The organism is Pseudomonas saponiphila, from assembly GCF_900105185.1.
GTDB classification, from domain to species: Bacteria; Pseudomonadota; Gammaproteobacteria; order Pseudomonadales; family Pseudomonadaceae; genus Aquipseudomonas; species Aquipseudomonas saponiphila.
Window position 1 is genome coordinate 2,436,569 of sequence record NZ_FNTJ01000001.1, and the last position, 17,487, is coordinate 2,454,055.

Below are 17,487 nucleotides of genomic sequence, written 5' to 3' on the forward strand. Positions count from 1 at the left end.
TTCCTGTCGGTGATTTTTCCGACCGCAGCCCGTGGAACCCACAATGACCCAGTCTTCCTCCCTGGCCGAGCGCAAGCCCGAGCCGCAAGCCATCTGCAATCCCATCACCCGCAGTGCAATTTTCATCGTCGCCACCCTGGCCCCCGGTGCCGCTGCCGCGCAAACCCTGCGTGACTGGTGCGCCGACGTCGCCGCGCTGACCCGTTCGGTGGGCAAGCGCGTGCCGGGGGGCAATCTGTCCTGTGTCTGCGGGTTTGGCTCCGAAGCCTGGGACCGGCTGTTCGGCGGTCCGCGGCCGGCGTCGCTGCACCCGTTCATGGAGGTGGGCGTGGAGGGGCGGCGCGCGCCGTCGACCCCCGGTGACCTGTTGCTGCACATCCGCGCCGAGCAGATGGACCTGTGCTTCGAGCTGGCCACGCAACTGCTCAAGCCCCTGGGGCAGGCGGTCACGGTGGTGGACGAAGTCCAGGGCTTTCGCTATTTCGACATGCGCAGCATGGTCGGCTTCGTCGACGGCACCGAGAACCCGGAAGGTCGTGAGGCGGTGGATTTCACCCTGATCGGCGACGAGGATCCGTCGTTCTGCAATGGCAGCTATGTGCTGGTGCAGAAGTACCTGCACAACATGACGGCCTGGAACCAACTGACGGTGGAAGCCCAGGAACGCATCATCGGCCGTACCAAGCTGTCGGATATCGAGCTCGATGAGTCGGTCAAGCCCAGTTGCTCCCACAGCTCGCTGACCACCCTGGAAGAGAACGGCGAGGAGGTGAAGATCCTGCGCGACAACATGCCCTTTGGCCGTCCTGGGGCCGGCGAGTTCGGCACTTACTTCATCGGCTACGCCCGTTCGCCACGCCCTGTGGAGCAGATGCTGGAAAACATGTTCGTCGGTCGCCCGGCGGGCAACTACGATCGCCTGCTGGACTTCAGCACGGCCGTCACCGGCGGGCTGTTCTTCGTGCCTTCCGCCGATCTGCTGGAACAGCTGGCCGAGCGCGCGCCGACCGGCCAATAACCGCAAAACCCCGACCCGCTGCTGCGGGTCGGGGTTTCAGCGGTGAGCGCCCATCCTCAGTGGCTGTGCATGCCGGCAGCCTGCATCAGCAGGCGCAGCAGGCCGGCCACCAGCCCCAGGCCGAGGACGCTGGCCAGCCAGAGGCCGAGCATCCACAGCAGGCGCGAAAGGGTCTTTGCTCGATCAATGGTAGCCATCGCCAATCCTCACTTTGCCGCGGAACACGTAGTAGCTCCAGCAGGTGTACATCAGGATGATCGGCAGGATGAACAGGGTGCCGATCAGGATGAACAGCTGGCTGGTCAGGGGCGATGCCGCGTCCCACAGGCTGATGGACGGCGGCACGATGTTCGGCCAGATGCTGAACGCCAGGCCGATGTAGCCGAGGAACACCAGCACCAGGGTGAACACGAACGGCCAGTGGGAATGATGCTGGCGCAAGGTCCCCAGCAGCCCGCACAACGCCAGCAGGCCCAGCACCGCCAACGCGCCGAAGATCACCACATGGGCATGGCTGAACCAGCGGGTGGCGATGTCCGGGTGCAGCACTGGGGTCCAGACGCAGAGCACCGCCACCACCGCCATCAGCGCGAACGCCAGGGGCCGGGTGTAGTGGCGCATGCGCGCTTCGAGCATGCCCTCGGTCTTGACCAGCAGCCAGGTGCTGCCCAGCAGCGCGTAGGCCACGATCAGTCCCAGGCCGCAGAACAGCGGGAAGGGCGCCAGCCAGTCCAGGGCGCCGCCGGCGAACTGCCGGTTGAGCACCGGGATGCCGCTGATGTAGGTGCCGATGACAATGCCCTGGCACAGGGTCGCCAGCAGCGAGCCGCCGATAAACGCCCAGTCCCAGATAGGCCGCTGTTCGGGGCTGGCCTTGAAACGGAACTCGAAGGCCACGCCGCGGAAGATCAGCCCCGCGAGCATGAAGATCAGTGGCAGGTACAGGGCTTCGAGGATCACCGAGTAGGCCAGGGGGAAGGCCCCGTACAGCGCCGCGCCACCGAGAACCAGCCAGGTTTCGTTACCGTCCCAGACCGGGGCCACGGTGTTCATCATCACGTCCCGTTCCCGGGCATCGGGGATCAGCGGAAAGAGAATCCCCAGCCCCAGGTCGAAGCCGTCCATGATCACGTACATCATCACCCCGAAGGCAATGATCACGCCCCAGATCAACGACAGGTCTATGCCTTGAATCGTCATGTCGATATCCCTTGTTTCAGTGGTGGTGGTCGCTGGACGCAAAGGTCTCGGCGATGGCGGACAGCGGACGGCGCGGGGTCGGCTCCTGGCTGGAAGGGCCGCTCGGCGGATGTTCGTGATGGGGCTGCGGGCCCTTGCGCACCAGCTTCATCATGTAGCCGATGCCCACCGCGAACACCGAGAAGTAGATCGCCACGAACAGCGCCAGGGAGATGCTCAGTTGCGCCACGCTGTGGTTGGACGCGGCGTCGCTGGTGCGCAGCAGGCCGTACACCACCCAGGGCTGGCGCCCGACTTCGGTGGTGATCCAGCCCGCCAGCAGGGCGATCAGGCCGCTGGGGCCCATCCACAGCACCAGGCGCAGGAACAGGCGATTGCGGTACAGCGCGCCGTTGCGCCGCAGCAGCAGGCCCAGCAGGCCGGTGAGGATCATCAACATGCCCAGGCCGGCCATGATGCGGAAGCTGAAGAACACGATGGCCGAGTTGGGCCGGTCTGCCCTGGGGAAGCTCTTGAGCGCGGGGATCTGCTTGTCCAGGCTGTGGGTCAGGATCAGGCTGCCCAGGTAGGGCACTTCCACGGCGTAGTCGGTTTTCTCCGTGTCCATATTGGGAATGCCGAACAGCACCAGGGGCGACGGCTCGTTGCCGTGGTTTTCCCAGTGGCCTTCGATGGCGGCGATCTTCGCCGGTTGATGTTCCAGGGTGTTGAGGCCATGGGCGTCACCGACTACCGCCTGGATCGGCGCCACGATCAGCGCCATCCACAGCGCCATCGACAGCATCTTGCGTACCGGCGGCGTGTGGTTGCCCCGCAGCAGGTGCCAGGCGGCGCTGGACCCGACGAAGAACGCCGTGGCGACAAAGGCGGCGATCGCCATGTGCATCAGGCGGAAGGGGAACGACGGGTTGAACACGATCGCCAGCCAGTCCATGGGCATGATTCGCCCGTCGACGATGGAAAAGCCCTGGGGCGTCTGCATCCAGCTGTTGGAAGCGAGGATCCAGAAGGTCGAGATCAGGGTGCCGATGGCCACCATCACCGTGGCGAAAAAATGCAGCCCGCGGCCGACCCGGTTCCAGCCGAACAGCATGACCCCGAGAAAGCCCGCCTCGAGGAAGAACGCGGTGAGCACCTCGTAGGTCAGCAAGGGCCCGGTGATGCTTCCGGCAAAGTCCGAGAAACGACTCCAGTTGGTGCCGAACTCATAGGCCATGACCAGGCCGGAAACCACGCCCATGCCGAAGTTGACGGCGAAGATCTTCGACCAGAAGTGATACAGGTCCTTGTAGGTGTTGTTGTGGGTCTTGAGCCACAGGCCTTCGAGCACCGCCAGGAAACTGGCCAGGCCGATGGTGATGGCGGGAAAGATGATGTGGAACGAAACCGTGAACGCAAACTGGATGCGTGCCAGGTCGAGCGCCTGTAGATGAAACATGACGAAACCCTCGTGATGGCTGGTGGCCGTGCAGGTGCCGTGCGGCCGCCGCGAACCTGGGTTCGCGGCGCACCGAAGGAGGCTGCGCGGGGCGGGCTGGAGCGGCGTCTTGGCCGCCCCGGCCGGATCAAACGCCGACGGACTGGATCAGGTTGCTGGCCGCCGCCGGCTCCAGGCGGATGGCGATGAACTTGGACGTCGGCGTGTAGGTGCGGTCGCCATAGCTTTCCAGGGGCACCAGGGGGTTGGTCTCCGGGTAGTAGGCGGCAGACTGGCCGGCGGGAATGTCGTAGGCGATCAGGGTGAAACCGCTGACCCTACGCTCGCGGCCGTCATCCCACAGCGAGACGATGTCGACCTTCTGTCCCGGTTCGAAGCCCAGCTGGCGAATGTCCTGCTCGTTGGCGAACAGCACTTCGCGCATGCCGTAGACCCCGCGATAGCGGTCGTCCAGGCCATACAGGGTGGTGTTGTACTGGTCGTGGGAACGCATGGTCTGCAGGATCAGGTCCGGCTTGACCTTGAGCTTGCGCACCCCGGCGCTGACCAGGTGTTCCGGCAGCACGCTGGGAATGAAGCGCGCCTTGCCGGTGGCGGTGTTCCAGCGCCGCTGGCTGGCGTCGTTGCCGAGGTGGAAGCCGCCGGGGTGCAGCAGCTTGAGATTGAAGTCTTCGAACCCGGGAATGGTGTCGGCGATCAGGTCGCGGATGCGCCCGTAGTCTTCCACCACCCACAGCCAGTCGATGGGGCGTGGGCCCAGGGTGGCGTTGGCGATGCCGGCGATGATCGAAGGTTCCGAGCGCAGGTGCGGCGACTTGGGTTTCAGCTGGCCATGGGAGATGTGCACCATGCTGAAGGTGTCTTCCACGGTGATGCCTTGCGGGCCGTTGGCCTGGATATCGATGTCGGTGCGGCCCAGGCACGGCAGGATCAGCGCTTCGCGCCCGGTCACCAGGTGGCTGCGGTTGAGCTTGGTGGCGATGTGCACGGTGAGCTCGCAGTTGCGCAGGGCGGCGTGGGTGCGCGGGGTGTCCGGGGTGGCCTGGGCGAAGTTGCCGCCCAGGCCGATGAACACCTTGGCCCGGCCCTGTTCCATGGCCGAGATCGCCATCACCGTGTTGTGCCCGTGCTCGCGCGGTGGCTTGAAGCCGAAGCGCGCCTCCAGGGCGTCGAGCAGTTCGGTGGGCGCCAGTTCGTTGATGCCCATGGTGCGGTCGCCCTGCACGTTGCTGTGGCCGCGTACCGGCGACAGGCCGGCGCCGGGGCGGCCGATGTTGCCCCGCAGCAACAGCACGTTGATCACTTCCTGGATGGTCGGCACCGAGTGGGTGTGCTGGGTCAGGCCCATGGCCCAGCACATGATGGTGCGCTTGGCCTTGCGGTACATGCGCGCCGCCAGCTCGATGTCGGCCATGCTCAGGCCCGACTGTTCGAGGATATGGTTCCAGGACGTGGCATCGACCTCGGCCAGGTAGCTGTCCAGCCCCGAGGTGTGTTCGGCGATGAAGGCCCGGTCGAACACCGGCTCGCCGTTGCTGGCCAGGGCTTCGCGCTCCCAGCGCAGGAGGAACTTGGCGATGCCGCGAAAGGCCGCCATGTCGCCGCCCAGGGCCGGGCGGAAATAGGCCGAGGAGGTGGGTTCGGAACCGTTGGTGAGCATCTCCAGCGGGTGCTGCGGGTGCTGGAAACGCTCCAGCCCGCGCTCTTTCAGCGGGTTGAAGCAGATCACCTGGGCGCCGCGCTTCACCGCCTCGCGCAGCGGTTCGAGCATCCGCGGGTGGTTGGTGCCGGGGTTCTGGCCGATGACGAAGATCGCGTCGGCTTCTTCCAGGTCATGGAACACCACGGTGCCCTTGCCCACGCCGACGCTTTCGAACATGCCCACGGCGCTGGCCTCGTGGCACATGTTCGAGCAGTCGGGAAAGTTGTTGGTGCCATAGGCGCGCACGAACAGCTGATACAGGTAGGCCGCTTCGTTGCTGGCCCGGCCCGAGGTGTAGAACTCCGCCTGGTTCGGCGAGTCCAGCCCTTTGAGGTGGCTGGCGATCAGCTCAAAGGCTTCGTCCCAGGTGGTTTCCACATAGCGGTCCTGGGTGGCGTCGTAGCGCATCGGGTGGGTCAGGCGGCCCTGGTATTCAAGCCAGTAGTCGCTCTGCGCGGCCAGGGCCGAGACCGTGTACTTGTTGAAGAAGGCCGGGTTGACCAGGCGCCCGGTGGCTTCCCAGTTGACCGCCTTGGCGCCGTTCTCGCAGAACTTGACCATGCCGTTTTCCGGCGACTCGCCCCAGGCGCAGCCCGGGCAGTCGAAGCCGCCGTTCTGGTTGGTCTTGAGCATGGCGCGGATGTTCTTGAAGGCGTTCTCGCTGCCCAGCCAGTTCCTGGTCACCGCGATCAGTGCCCCCCAACCGGCGGCCGCCCCCTTGTAGGGTTTATATCGATCAACTTCGCTCATGATATTTCTCCAATACAGCGCACGCAGGCAACCGCCCGACCAATAATCGATGTCAGTGATTGTTTAACTGCACAGGCTAAATGCGGTTTTGTGGTGAAGCCGTTCAAGTTCGGATCTGCTTGGGGTAACGGAATCACTTATAAGGCCCTTTCTATGGGCCACGAATAAAGCCTATTCGGCGCCTGTATTGGCTGTCTAATCGCAATTAATGACCGGTTGATCGAAAGCCTCTATCAAGTCTTTAACTCGATATGAATCAATGGCTTGTATTTAAATATTCATGTCGGGAGAGGGGGCTTTTTCATCTGATAGATTGCATTGATCAATCGGTTGTTAATAGCGATTGGACGCCACTTTTAATCACTCTTAGTCTTGCCGCCAACAACTTGTTCAATGGCCGTTCATGGCCGCAAAGAATAACTAAGACCCCAGGGTCCTAACCGTCGACAGAGGCTGTGATGTCAGATCAAGTATTGGTGGATGGCTTTGCCCGACGGATCGATTACTTGCGCATGTCGGTGACCGACCGCTGCGATTTGCGCTGCGTGTATTGCATGGCCGAGGACATGCAGTTCCTGCCGCGCCAACGCATCCTGACCCTGGAGGAGCTGTACCAGCTGGCCGCGGGTTTCGTCGCCCTGGGTACGCGCAAGATCCGCCTCACCGGTGGCGAGCCGTTGATCCGTCCCGGGGTGGTGCAACTGTGCCAACGCATCGGGCAATTGCCCGGGTTGCGGGAGCTGTGCATGACCACCAACGGCACGCAGTTGGGCAAGCTCGCCGCACCGTTGTTCGACGCCGGGGTCAAGCGCCTCAATATCAGCCTCGACAGCCTCGACCCGGGGCTGTTTCGCCAGCTGACCCGCACCGGCGAGCTGAGCCAGGTGATCGCCGGCATCGACGCGGCGCTGGCCGCGGGTTTTGTCCGCACCAAGCTCAATTGCGTGGTGATGAAAGGCCGCAACGACCACGAGATCAATCAGCTGGTGGCCTTCGCCATCGACCGCGGCCTGGACCTCTCGTTCATCGAGGAGATGCCCCTGGGCAGCATCAGCGAGCACAGCCGTCGCGACGCGTTCTTTTCCAGCGCCCAGGTCCGCGAGCGGATCGCCGAGCGCTACACCCTGATGGAGTCCGCTGAGTCGACCCAGGGGCCGTCGCGTTACTGGCGCCTGGCCGAGGCGCCGCAGATCCGCCTGGGCTTCATCTCGCCCCACAGCCACAACTTTTGCGGCACCTGCAACCGTGTACGGCTGACGGTGGAAGGGCGCTTGCTGTTGTGCCTGGGCAACGAGCATTCGGTGGACCTCAAGGCCGTGCTGCGGGCCCATCCCGGTGACTCCGAGCGCCTGCGGCGGGCCGTGGTCGAGGCGATGAAACTCAAGCCTTACCGCCACCACTTCGAACTCAACGACGAGGTGCAGGTGGTGCGCTTCATGAACATGACCGGCGGTTGAAGCACCGGTCTTTACCGTTTTCCTTCGTGCACAGGTTTCGCCCCGATGATCGTCAGATCCAAACCCAACCTGATCAGCGTACTGATTTCCCTCAAGGGCTCGATTGCCAAGCGCATCGCCCTGCGCAGCCTGCTGGTGACCCTGCTGGCCTCGGCCATCGTGCTGATCGAGACTCTGCACCCGGCGTACTTTTCCAAGGTCAACGCCACGCCCTTCACCCTGCTCGGCCTGTCGCTGTCGATCTTCATGAGCTTTCGCAACAACGCCTGCTACGACCGCTGGTACGAGGCGCGCAAGGCCCTGGGCACGGTGGTGACCGAGGTGCGCTCGCTGATCCGCGAAACCCAGGTGCTGGAAGAGCCCGGAGCGCGCCGCGCGATCCTCGGCGACCTCTGCGGTTTCGCCCACGCCCTCAAGGCCCGGCTGCGCCAGGAAGATGAACTGGGCGCCGCCGAAACCTGGCTCAGCCAGCTGCCGCCGGCCAATACCAGCAACCTGCCGGACAGTCTCCTGCGCCAGGTGGCGCGCCAGTGTTCGGACCAGGCCCTGGCGGGCCGGATCAGCGAGTGGCGCTACCAGCTGCTGGCCAATCACCTGGCGACGCTGACCGGCGCGCAAACCACCTGCGAGCGGATCAAGGGCACGCCGCTGCCGTTTCCCTACACCCTGCTGCTGCACCGCACCAGCTACATGTTCTGCATCCTCCTGCCCTTTGCCATGGCCGAGCCCCTGGGCTGGCTGACGCCGATTTTCACCGCCATCGTCAGCTACACCTTCTTCGGCCTGGACGCCATTGGCGACGAGCTGGAAGACCCCTTTGGCCACGACGAGAACGACCTGCCGCTGAACGCCATCGTGCGCAACATCGAGCGCGAGATTCTCGAGGCCCAGGGGGCCACCGAACTGCCGCCGGTGCTGTTGCCGGTGGACTATGTCCTGAGCTGAACCACTGTCCTTATCCGAGGTTGCACATGAACCCACTCACTCATCTGGATGCCCAGGGCCGGGCCAGCATGGTGGATGTCACCAGCAAGCCGGCCACCGAGCGCGAGGCCCGGGCCCGGGCCTGGGTGCGCATGCACCCGAGCACCCTGCAACTGATCCAGGACCGGGGGCATCCCAAGGGCGACGTGTTCGCCGTGGCGCGCATCGCCGGGATCATGGCGGCGAAGAAGACCCATGAGCTGATTCCCCTGTGCCACCCGTTGCTGCTCAGCGCTATCCACGTCGAGCTGCAGGCGCTGCCGCCGGACCGGGTGCAGATCACCACCTGCTGCCGGCTCAACGGCGCCACCGGGGTCGAACTGGAAGCCATGACCGCCGCCAGCGTCGCGGCGCTGACGATCTACGACATGTGCAAGGCGGTGGATCGCGGCATGCTCATCGAGGGCCTGCACCTGCTGAGCAAGCAGGGCGGCAAGTCAGGGGTTTTCATCGCAGGAGACGCACCATGATTCTGGTCAATTACTTTGCCCGCTATCGCGAACAACTGGGCAGCGGCGGTGAGAAGCTGCCGCTGGACGCCGGCTTGCGCACCGTCGATGACCTGCGTCGGCGGCTGATGGCCCGGGGTGAAACCTGGGCCGCGGTGCTGGGGGAGAACAGCCTGATGTGCGCGCTGAACCAGGACCTGTGCAAGCTCGACGCGGTGATCGAGGACTTCGATGAAATCGCCTTCTTTCCCCAAGTGACCGGGGGCTGAGGCATGGACATTCAGGTGCAGACCCAGGCCTTCAACCTGGATCAACTCAATGCCGGGCTGCAGGCCGGCGACTCCAGTGTCGGTGGCGTAGTGACCTTCGTTGGCTATGTGCGCGACCTCAACCTGGGGGAGGCGGTACAGAGCCTGTTCCTGGAGCACTACCCGGGCATGACCGAACGCTCGCTGCAGGGCATCGTGCAACAGGCCCAGGCGCGCTGGCCGCTGAACCGGGTGCGCCTGGTGCATCGGGTCGGGTGGCTGCAGGTGGGCGAGCCCATCGTCTTCGTCGGCGTGGCCAGTGCCCATCGGCAAGCGGCGTTCGAGGCCTGTGCCTTCATCATGGATTACCTGAAGACCCGGGCGCCGTTCTGGAAGCGCGAAGTCACCCCTGGCGGCGAACGCTGGATCGACGGGCGCGAGAGCGACCGGCAAGCCGCTCAACGCTGGGGCCAGCCCTGAAGGGCTGCCGAAAGCGGTCGTACAAAGCCAGTGGCGAGCGAGCTTGCTGGCGCTGGAAGGCGCAGCCTTCCCAGGGCCTGAATCCGTGGTCTGTCAGGTGGATCGCGGATTCAGTGTTGGCGGCCGCTGCGCGCCCGAGCGGGAGCGAGCTCCCTCGCCACTTCAGATCGGGCTGTAGATCCGCGGAGCATTGCGATGGGGCACGTGGATCAGGTTCAGGTGGTGTTTGTTGGCCCATTGCACGGTCAGTGCGGTGGGTGCCGAGAGGCTGACCAGGGTGCCGAGGCGCGCGCGCACGGCTTTGTGGATCAGTTCCAGGCTGCAGCGGCTGGTGACCACGGTGAAGCCCTGGCGACCGTCGATCCCGGCGTTCAACAGCGCGCCGATCAGCTTGTCCAGGGCGTTGTGACGGCCGATGTCTTCCTGACACAGGCGCACCTCGCCCTGTGCGTCGAAGTACAGCGCTGCATGCAGGGCGCCGCTGCTGCGGGCCATGTGCTGGGCCTGTTCGATGCGCTCGCGCAGGCCCTGCAGGTGCTCGGCCGGGGGCAGGGGCGAAGGTTCGAGGATCTGCAGTTGTGGCAGCGCCTGTTCCAGGGCTTCGACGCCGCATAATCCGCAGCCGCTGGTCCCGGCCATCTGCCGACGATGGTCCTTGAGGGCCCAGAAGGCCCGGCTGGAAATCTGCACGTCGGCCTGGCAGGCCTGGGGAAAGTGGCTGAGGCGGATATCGTAGATTTCGCTGAGGTCGCTGACGATGTCGTTGGTGATGCTGAAGCCGCGAATGAAGTCTTCCAGGTTGCCGGGGGACACCATCATCACCGCCTGGCTCAGGCCGTTGTAGGTGATCGCCAGGGCGATCTCGGCGGCCAGCGGCGCCTCGGCCACCACGCCGTCGGGGCCGTATTCGCGATAGGCCACGCGCTGCGGCGCCGGCGCCGGCGCGTTGGCTTCGGGTTGTTGCTCCGGTTGCTCGATCCGGCACACCATGACTACACCTCGATACAGTCGATTCGCCCCGGGCCATGGGCGGCCCGGGGCATTCATTCAGTCTTTGAGCGCAAACAGCTTCCTGGCTTCGGCGAAGCATTTTTCGGCAATCGCCGAGCGCGGCTCGGTCTTGCGCATCACCAGCCCCAGGGGCGCCAGCACGCTGGCATCCGGCAGCTGGATAAAGGCCAGGTTGTCGATGGGCGAATCCAGGCCGCTGTCCAGGGGCATGATCGAGCAGCAGAAGCCCTCGTGGATCGCCTGGAACAGCTGGTAGGTGGAATCGCTTTCCAGGATCGGCGTCGGGTTCAGGCCACGGCTGCGGAAGCTCAGGTCGATGGACTTGCGATAGTGCATGCCGGTGCTGAGCATGCCCAGGGGCAACTCGGCGGCGTCTTCCCAGCTCATCTCGCTGCCTTCGAAATGGAAGTGCCGGGTGTCGTAGAGCAGGCCGACCCGGGTCTCGCCGATCTCGAAGAAGTCCAGGTAGTTGGGGTTGACGTGGTCCAGGTAGCAGACCCCGAGGTCCAGCTGGTTGTTGCCGATGTCCTCGATGATCCGGTCGGAACTGGCGGACGACAGGCTGAACTTGAGCTCGGGAAAGCTCGCCGAAAGCTTCTGCACATAGCTGATGGGGTTGAAGCCGCTCAGCGGCACCAGGCCCAGGCGCAGGTTACCCACCAGTTGCCCGCGGCAGGCGGCGGCCTCGGCGAACAGCCCGTCATGGGCCGCCAGCAGGGTCTTGGCCCAGGCCAGGACCCGCTCGCCGGCCTCGGTGAAACCTTCGAAACGCTGGCCGCGGGTCACCAGGATCAGGTCCAGTTCGTCCTCCAGGTTGCGCAGGCGCATGGACAGGGTCGGCTGGGTGATGTGGCAGCGCGCGGCAGCCTGGCCAAAGTGCCGGGTCTGCTCCAGGGCGATCAGAAACTTGAGTTGCTTGATGTCCACAATGGCACCTGTGGTGAAGGGAATCGGAGTCAGTATTAACGCAGGAGTCCGGTCCGTGGAAAGACGTTCAATCCTCCCGGGCCGAACCCTCGGGGCACACCGTCGGCGTTCAAGCCAAGGGCCCGGGGTCTGTTTCAGACAGTAGTTCAGGGGTGTTGAAGTTGCTCAGCCGCGGATCGTCGGCGGCGCAGGCCAGAGGCTTCAGACCGTGGGCGGCGAGGGCCCGCAGCAGGCTGCGCTCGCCGCGCTCCCAGGCGGCGCGCAAGTCGGCTGCCAGGGCCGTGGGTATCAGGCTGAACATGGGTTGCCACTGTCCGTCCTGCTGCACCATCAACGGGCCGGGGCTGTCCGCCGGGCGGGCATCCAGCAGCGCCTGGATCAGCGCGCCGTCGATCCGCGGCGCGTCGCAGGCCAGCACCAGCAGCCAGGGGTGCCGGGCCACTGCCAGGCCCGCCAGCACGCCGGCCATGGGGCCGGGAAAATCCGCCTGCTCATCCGCCACCAGGCGATCGGCATAGGGCCGGTACTGCTCGGCGTTGCGGTTGCAGGAAATGATCAGGTCATCGCTGAAGGGCCGCACCGTGGCCTGTACATGGGCAATCAAGGGCCGGCCCTGCCAGGCCACCAGGCCCTTGTCGCGACCGCCCATGCGCGCGCCGCGTCCCCCCGCCAGCAGCAGGATCGAGCAGGGTGCGCAGAGGGTCGGGGCAGGGCGGGTCGGGGTCATGTTCGGGTGCATATCCGGTGGGTGGCGCAAACCATCGCATTGTCTTTCGAGCACGTCCAATCGCAAGTATCGAATGGCTGATCGATCCGGCTTATCGGACGGGCCGCCAGGTCCCGGCGACGATAGAGCGGATCGATAATCCGGTCAGCCAGAACGATTAGACAGCCGCGCTTTGGCGCCCTTAGCCTGAGCCCATGGTTTTTATCTTGCCGGTCGGAGAATGATATGAGCGTGAAGTCGGATGCGTTGTTTGTACCCTTGAACATAGCCGTGCTGACAGTCAGCGATACCCGGGAATACGCCACGGACACCTCCGGGCAACTGCTGGTCAGTCGCCTGCTGGAAGCCGGTCACACCCTGAGCGAGCGCAACCTGCTCAAGGACGACCTGTACAAGATCCGCGCCCAGGTGGCGACCTGGATCGCCGACGAGCGCATCCAGGTGGTGCTGATCACCGGCGGCACCGGCTTCACCGGCCGCGACAGCACCCCGGAAGCCGTGAGCTGCCTGCTGGACAAGCACATCGACGGTTTCGGCGAGCTGTTCCGCGCCATCTCGATTCTCGATATCGGCACCTCCACGGTGCAGAGCCGGGCCCTGGCCGGACTGGCCAACGGCACTCTGGTGTGCTGCCTGCCGGGCTCCACCGGGGCCTGCCGCACCGCCTGGGAAGGCATCCTCGCCGAGCAGTTGGATGCCCGCCATCGGCCGTGCAATTTCGTGCCGCACCTCAAGCCGGTGCAGGCCTGCGAGTCGCGGGGATGAGCCAGGGTTGCCTGATGCCGCTGGAAGATGCCTTGGCCAGCCTGCTGGCCATGGCCGATGCCCAGCGCCTGCCGGAGAGTGAAACCCTCGCCGTGGATGAAGCCCGGCAACGGGTGCTGGCCACTGACCTGGTGGCAACCCTGGACCTGCCGCCCTGGCCCAACAGCGCCATGGACGGCTACGCCCTGAACCTGCAGCACTGGGATGGCCAGCCACTGCCGGTGTCGCAGACGATCTTCGCCGGGCAGCCCGGCGACCCCTTGCCGCCGGGCAGCTGTGCGCGGATTTTCACCGGCGCGCCGCTGCCGGCCGGCGCCGATTGCGTGGAGATGCAGGAGAACGTCGAGCTGCTGGAGGATGGCCGGGTGCGTTTCACCCAGACCCTGAAACCGGGGCAGAACATCCGCCCCCAGGGCCAGGAAAACCGTGTCGGCCAGGTGCTGTTGCAGGCCGGCAAGCGCCTGGGACCTTTCGAACTGGCGGTGGCCGCGGCCCAGGGCTGCACCGAGCTGCATGTGGTGCGCCGTCCGCGGGTGGCGTTGCTGTCCACCGGTGATGAGCTGCTGGAGCCGGGCACGCCGATGCGCCCCGGTTGCATCTACAACAGCAACCGCACCTTGCTCCGCCACTGGCTCGACAGCCTGGGTTGCGAGGTCATCGACGCCGGGATTCTGCCCGACCAGCCGCAGCAGACCCGGCTGCGGCTGGAGCAGTTGCAGCACGGCGCGGACTTGATCCTGAGCACCGGCGGCGTCTCGGCGGGGGACGCCGACTGCCTGGGCCAGGTGCTGCGCAGCAACGGTCGGCCGCTGTTCTGGAAGCTCGCGATCAAGCCCGGCAAGCCGCTGACCGTGGGCCACTTTGGCCAGGTGCCGATGATCGGCCTGCCGGGCAACCCGGCCTCGGCGTTGGTGACCTTCGGCCTGCTGGCCCGGGCCTACCTGCTGCGGATCCAAGGGGTGCAGGAGGTGGCGCCGCTGAGCGTCGAGGTGCCGGTGGCCTTCGCCTGGCCCAAGGCCAGCAGCCGCCGGGAATACCTGCGGGCGCGCCTGGAACAGGGGCGTGCCGTGCTCTATCCGAACCAGAGCTCCGGGGTGCTGCTGGGGGCTAGCTGGGCCGATGGCCTGGTGGAGGTGCTTGAGGGCCATACCCTGCAAGTGGGCGATCCGGCACGTTTCATTCCCTTCAGCGAGCTGTTCTAGGCTCTGTGCGAAAAGTTTTGAGACGAAGGTCAGGCAAGGCGAAAACGGTCGAGGAAGCGGAGTTTACGGGTTGTAAATGAGCATTCCGAGACCGTTTTCAACGCAGCATCACCGAGTATCAAGGCTTTTCGTACAAAGCCAAGGGCCTAGATCTTCCAATGCCGGGCGCTCTTGCCCAGGCGCTGGCGCATCTCGCCCAGGGTCGCCGCCAGCTGCCGAGTTAGCAGCCGGTAGCCATCCAGGGCCGAATACACCGGCGCTTCCAGGGCGTTCTCGGGGCTGCCTTCCACGGCTTTTTCCAGGCGCTGGGTGACCCCTGTTTGCAGGGCCCGGGCCATGCCGATCAGTTGCACGCGAATCTGCCGGTGCTCGGCCTTGAGCGCCAGTTGCATCTGCGCCATGGCCTGCCGGTCGCTGGCGTCGGGGCGGGTGTTGCCGAGGATCTCCAGGGTGCTGATGCACATCCGCAGGTTGCGCTGGATGGCGTCCAGTTCGGTCATGGAGATGCGCACTTCCTTGGACACCGACGGCATCAGCGAACGCAGTTGCAGCATGGCGGCGTTGACCCGGCCCAGCAGCTTGAGGTGTTCGTCGTCGGTTACCGACTGGCCCTGGACGATCCGTCCGTACAGCTGGGCGCAGTCGCGCAGGGCGCTGGCCAGGTTGTAGCGCCAGGAGTACACCGCGTACAGCGGAATGGCGAAGGAAAACGCCAGGGCCAGGGCAATGCCGATGAGGATGTCCACCGCGCGCCACAGGCCGTCGCTGACCTGGTTGTCACCGTGGCCTGCGACGATGAACACGGTGATCGCCGCCAGCAGCGCGGTGTAGCCGCCCTTGCCGATGGCGTGATAGGAAAAGTAGCCGCAGACCGCCGACATCCCCAGGTAGGTCAGCCAGGGCTGGCCGAAGTACGCCTGCTGCACCACCAGCACCAGGCCGACCCCGGCGCCCACCAGGGTGCCGATGGCCCGCTCGGCGGCTTTCTTGCCGATGTTGCCGTGGTGCTGCAGGCCGCCGATCACCACCAGCATGGTCACCGAGGCCCATTCACCGTGGGGCAGGTTGAGGCCGGTGGTCAGGAGGATGGTGGCGATCAGGCCGAGGGCGACCCGCACCGCGTGGATCAGCCGGGCGTGACGGTAGCGCCGGTACGGGTCCAGCACGGGACGCAGCAGGCGGCGCAGCAAGGGGGGCAGGGTGATGCCCCGCAGGAAGTTGAACGGGCCCAGACAGGTTTCTCCCAGTGGTTCGAGTGGTTGCCGCAGTGGCCGGGACTCGCCGCGTGGCGAGCCCCGGCAGGGTGCTTCAGAAAATGTAGTCGGTGGTCAGGAAGCTGGAGTCGCGGTTGCGGATGATGTCACTGATCAGCGCTTTGTTGCGCTCCTGGAACTTGGTCGCCACCAGGGTACGGATCGAGAAGGTGCGCAGCGCATCATGCACCGACAGCGTGCCCTCGGCGGAGTTCTTGCGACCGTTGAAGGGGAAGGTGTCCGGGCCGCGCTGGCACTGGGCGTTGATGTTGATCCGCCCGACCTGGTTGGCGAAGGTGTCCACCAGCCGGCCGATCACCGCCGGGTCGCTGCCGAACAGGCTCAGTTGCTGGCCGAAGTCCGATTCCAGGACGTAGTCGATCACCGTGTCCAGATCGTTGTAGGGCACGATCGGCACCACCGGGCCGAACTGTTCCTCGTGGTAGACGCGCATCTGCGGGGTCACCGGGTACAGCAGCGCCGGGTAGAAGAACGACGCCCGCGACTCGCCACCGTGAGGGTTCACCACTTGGGCGCCGTGGGCCTGGGCATCGGCCACCAGGGCGTGCAGGTAGTCGACCTTGGTGTTTTCCGGCAGCGGCGTCAGGGCCACCCCGGGTTCCCAGGGCATGCCCGGCTTGAGGGCCGAGAGCTTGGCGTTGAACTGTTCGATGAAGCGCTCGACCACGGTTTCGTGGACAAACAGGATCTTCAGCGCGGTGCAGCGCTGGCCATTGAACGACAGCGCGCCGGTGACGGCCTCGCTGACCGCGTTGTCCAGGTCGGCGTCGGGCAGCACGATCCCCGGGTTCTTCGCGTCCAGGCCCAGGGCCGCGCGCAGGCGATGGGGCTTGGGGTGGAGCTTCTTCAGGTCGCTGGCGGCCTTGTTGGTGCCGATGAAGGCGAAGATGTCGATCTTGCCGCTGGCCATCAGCGCGCTGACGGTCTCGCGGCCGCTGCCGTAGATGACGTTGATCACCCCGGCCGGGAAGCTGTCGCGGAAGGCTTCGAGCAGCGGGCGGATCAGCAGCACGCCGAGCTTGGCCGGCTTGAACACCACGGTGTTGCCCATGATCAGCGCCGGGATCAGGGTGGTGAAGGTTTCGTTCAGCGGGTAGTTGTAGGGCCCCATGCACAGGGCCACGCCCAGGGGCACCCGGCGGATCTGGCCGAGGGTGTCTTGCTCCAGTTCGAAGCGACTGGAGCGCCGGTCCAGTTCCTTGAGCGCACCGATGGTGTCGACGATGTAGTCGCAGGTGCGGTCGAACTCTTTCTCCGAATCCTTGAGGTTCTTGCCGATTTCCCACATCAGCAGCCTGACCACCGCCGTGCGCTGTTCACGCATGCGCGCCAGGAAGGCTTCCACGTGCTGGATGCGCTCGGCCACGCGCATCGTCGGCCAGATGCCCTGGCCACGGTCGTAGGCGCGCACGGCGGCGTCCAGGGCGGTGAGGGCGGTGTCGGCGTCCAGCAGCGGGGTGCTGCCGAGGATCACTTGCCGGTCGCCGTCGGCGCCGCTCAGGTAGATCGGGCTGCGGACCTGGGCCAGGGGGCCGTTCCAGGTGCGCAGCTCGCCGTCCACCAGGTAGTCGCGCTGCTCCACCGGATCGGGCAGGCGATAGGCTTCGGGGATGTCGGTGGCAGCGGGAAACAGGTTGGTGAGGACATTGGCTGTGGTCATGACTCTACCCCGTGTTGGAAATGGCGGCGGCGCGGATGACAGTGGCGCCATCGCTCCCAGGTTTATACGCCTGAATGGGCTGCGGTTTTAGCGCTTTGTACGCTCGGGCGCCGGACGCGGCGGCTCATGGCGCAGGACGGCGGGCCGGTGGCGGATCAGCGATCGCGACTTGAGATTAAACGTTTCAGCTTGTGT

General features: G+C 65.4%; 17 protein-coding genes. 8 read left to right on the forward strand and 9 right to left on the reverse strand.

Annotation, left to right across the window (positions count from 1 at the left end; translation table 11 throughout):
• The first annotated feature begins 43 nt into the window (after positions 1–43).
• Positions 44–1,018, forward strand: a complete 975-nt coding sequence (locus BLV47_RS11555; RefSeq protein WP_092313533.1) for a Dyp-type peroxidase — start codon at positions 44–46, stop codon at positions 1,016–1,018.
• A 56-nt stretch (positions 1,019–1,074) separates the two neighbouring features.
• Here BLV47_RS11555 and BLV47_RS11560 read toward each other — a convergent pair whose 3' ends face one another.
• The 4 genes from BLV47_RS11560 to BLV47_RS11575 form a co-directional block, all read right to left on the reverse strand.
• Entirely contained in the window at positions 1,075–1,215 is a 141-nt protein-coding gene (locus BLV47_RS11560; RefSeq protein WP_092313536.1) for a DUF2474 family protein, read from the reverse strand.
• Positions 1,202–2,218: a cytochrome d ubiquinol oxidase subunit II gene (cydB, locus tag BLV47_RS11565; protein WP_092313539.1), complete on the reverse strand. Its 1,017-nt coding sequence runs from the start codon at positions 2,216–2,218 to the stop codon at positions 1,202–1,204. Before cydB ends, BLV47_RS11560 begins: the two co-directional genes overlap by 14 nt.
• A gap of 16 nt (positions 2,219–2,234) precedes the next feature.
• Positions 2,235–3,656 carry a cytochrome ubiquinol oxidase subunit I gene (locus tag BLV47_RS11570; protein ID WP_092313542.1) on the reverse strand — a complete coding sequence of 474 codons (1,422 nt, stop codon included), beginning with the start codon at positions 3,654–3,656 and terminating at the stop codon, positions 2,235–2,237.
• A gap of 127 nt (positions 3,657–3,783) precedes the next feature.
• On the reverse strand, positions 3,784–6,108 hold the full coding sequence (locus BLV47_RS11575) for an FdhF/YdeP family oxidoreductase (protein WP_092313545.1): 2,325 nt from the start codon (positions 6,106–6,108) through the stop codon (positions 3,784–3,786).
• 458 nt (positions 6,109–6,566) lie between these two features.
• On the opposite strand from BLV47_RS11575, the gene moaA reads away from it, so the two are divergent.
• From moaA to moaE, 5 genes are read left to right on the forward strand one after another with little or no spacing between them, the layout of a single operon-like run.
• Positions 6,567–7,565, forward strand: coding sequence for a GTP 3',8-cyclase MoaA (gene moaA / locus BLV47_RS11580; protein ID WP_092313548.1), 999 nt, complete (start codon positions 6,567–6,569; stop codon positions 7,563–7,565).
• A 45-nt stretch (positions 7,566–7,610) separates the two neighbouring features.
• Positions 7,611–8,510 (forward strand): bestrophin family protein, encoded by a 900-nt coding sequence (locus BLV47_RS11585; RefSeq protein WP_092313551.1) that lies wholly within the window; start codon positions 7,611–7,613, stop codon positions 8,508–8,510.
• Between the two features lie 26 nt (positions 8,511–8,536).
• The gene (gene moaC / locus BLV47_RS11590) at positions 8,537–9,019 is read left to right on the forward strand and encodes a cyclic pyranopterin monophosphate synthase MoaC (RefSeq protein ID WP_092313553.1); all 483 of its coding nucleotides are present in this window, start codon (positions 8,537–8,539) and stop codon (positions 9,017–9,019) included.
• Positions 9,016–9,267 (forward strand): MoaD/ThiS family protein, encoded by a 252-nt coding sequence (locus BLV47_RS11595; RefSeq protein WP_060840024.1) that lies wholly within the window; start codon positions 9,016–9,018, stop codon positions 9,265–9,267. Before moaC ends, BLV47_RS11595 begins: the two co-directional genes overlap by 4 nt.
• Before the next feature lie 3 nt (positions 9,268–9,270).
• Complete coding sequence (gene moaE, locus BLV47_RS11600) at positions 9,271–9,726, forward strand: molybdopterin synthase catalytic subunit MoaE (RefSeq protein WP_092313556.1); 456 nt, start codon at positions 9,271–9,273, stop codon at positions 9,724–9,726.
• Positions 9,727–9,888: 162 nt separating this feature from the next.
• On the opposite strand, the gene fdhD is transcribed toward moaE, so the two are convergent.
• The 3 genes from fdhD to mobA form a co-directional block, all read right to left on the reverse strand.
• Positions 9,889–10,716 carry a formate dehydrogenase accessory sulfurtransferase FdhD gene (gene fdhD / locus BLV47_RS11605; RefSeq protein WP_092313559.1) on the reverse strand — a complete coding sequence of 276 codons (828 nt, stop codon included), beginning with the start codon at positions 10,714–10,716 and terminating at the stop codon, positions 9,889–9,891.
• 57 nt (positions 10,717–10,773) lie between these two features.
• Positions 10,774–11,664 (reverse strand): LysR family transcriptional regulator, encoded by an 891-nt coding sequence (locus BLV47_RS11610; RefSeq protein WP_060840021.1) that lies wholly within the window; start codon positions 11,662–11,664, stop codon positions 10,774–10,776.
• A gap of 109 nt (positions 11,665–11,773) precedes the next feature.
• Positions 11,774–12,391 carry a molybdenum cofactor guanylyltransferase MobA gene (gene mobA / locus BLV47_RS11615; protein WP_208605256.1) on the reverse strand — a complete coding sequence of 206 codons (618 nt, stop codon included), beginning with the start codon at positions 12,389–12,391 and terminating at the stop codon, positions 11,774–11,776.
• Between the two features lie 225 nt (positions 12,392–12,616).
• Between mobA and moaB the strand changes: the two genes are divergently transcribed.
• Together moaB and BLV47_RS11625 are read left to right on the forward strand one after the other, a co-directional pair.
• Positions 12,617–13,156 carry a molybdenum cofactor biosynthesis protein B gene (gene moaB, locus BLV47_RS11620; RefSeq protein ID WP_092313565.1) on the forward strand — a complete coding sequence of 180 codons (540 nt, stop codon included), beginning with the start codon at positions 12,617–12,619 and terminating at the stop codon, positions 13,154–13,156.
• The gene (locus tag BLV47_RS11625) at positions 13,153–14,358 is read left to right on the forward strand and encodes a molybdopterin molybdotransferase MoeA (protein WP_092313569.1); all 1,206 of its coding nucleotides are present in this window, start codon (positions 13,153–13,155) and stop codon (positions 14,356–14,358) included. The genes moaB and BLV47_RS11625 overlap by 4 nt, the downstream gene beginning before the upstream one ends.
• Before the next feature lie 146 nt (positions 14,359–14,504).
• Here BLV47_RS11625 and BLV47_RS11630 read toward each other — a convergent pair whose 3' ends face one another.
• The gene (locus tag BLV47_RS11630) at positions 14,505–15,548 is read right to left on the reverse strand and encodes an FUSC family protein (protein ID WP_092313572.1); all 1,044 of its coding nucleotides are present in this window, start codon (positions 15,546–15,548) and stop codon (positions 14,505–14,507) included.
• A gap of 118 nt (positions 15,549–15,666) precedes the next feature.
• Positions 15,667–17,292, reverse strand: coding sequence for an NADP-dependent glyceraldehyde-3-phosphate dehydrogenase (locus tag BLV47_RS11635; RefSeq protein WP_092313575.1), 1,626 nt, complete (start codon positions 17,290–17,292; stop codon positions 15,667–15,669).
• Between the last annotated feature and the right edge of the window lie 195 nt (positions 17,293–17,487).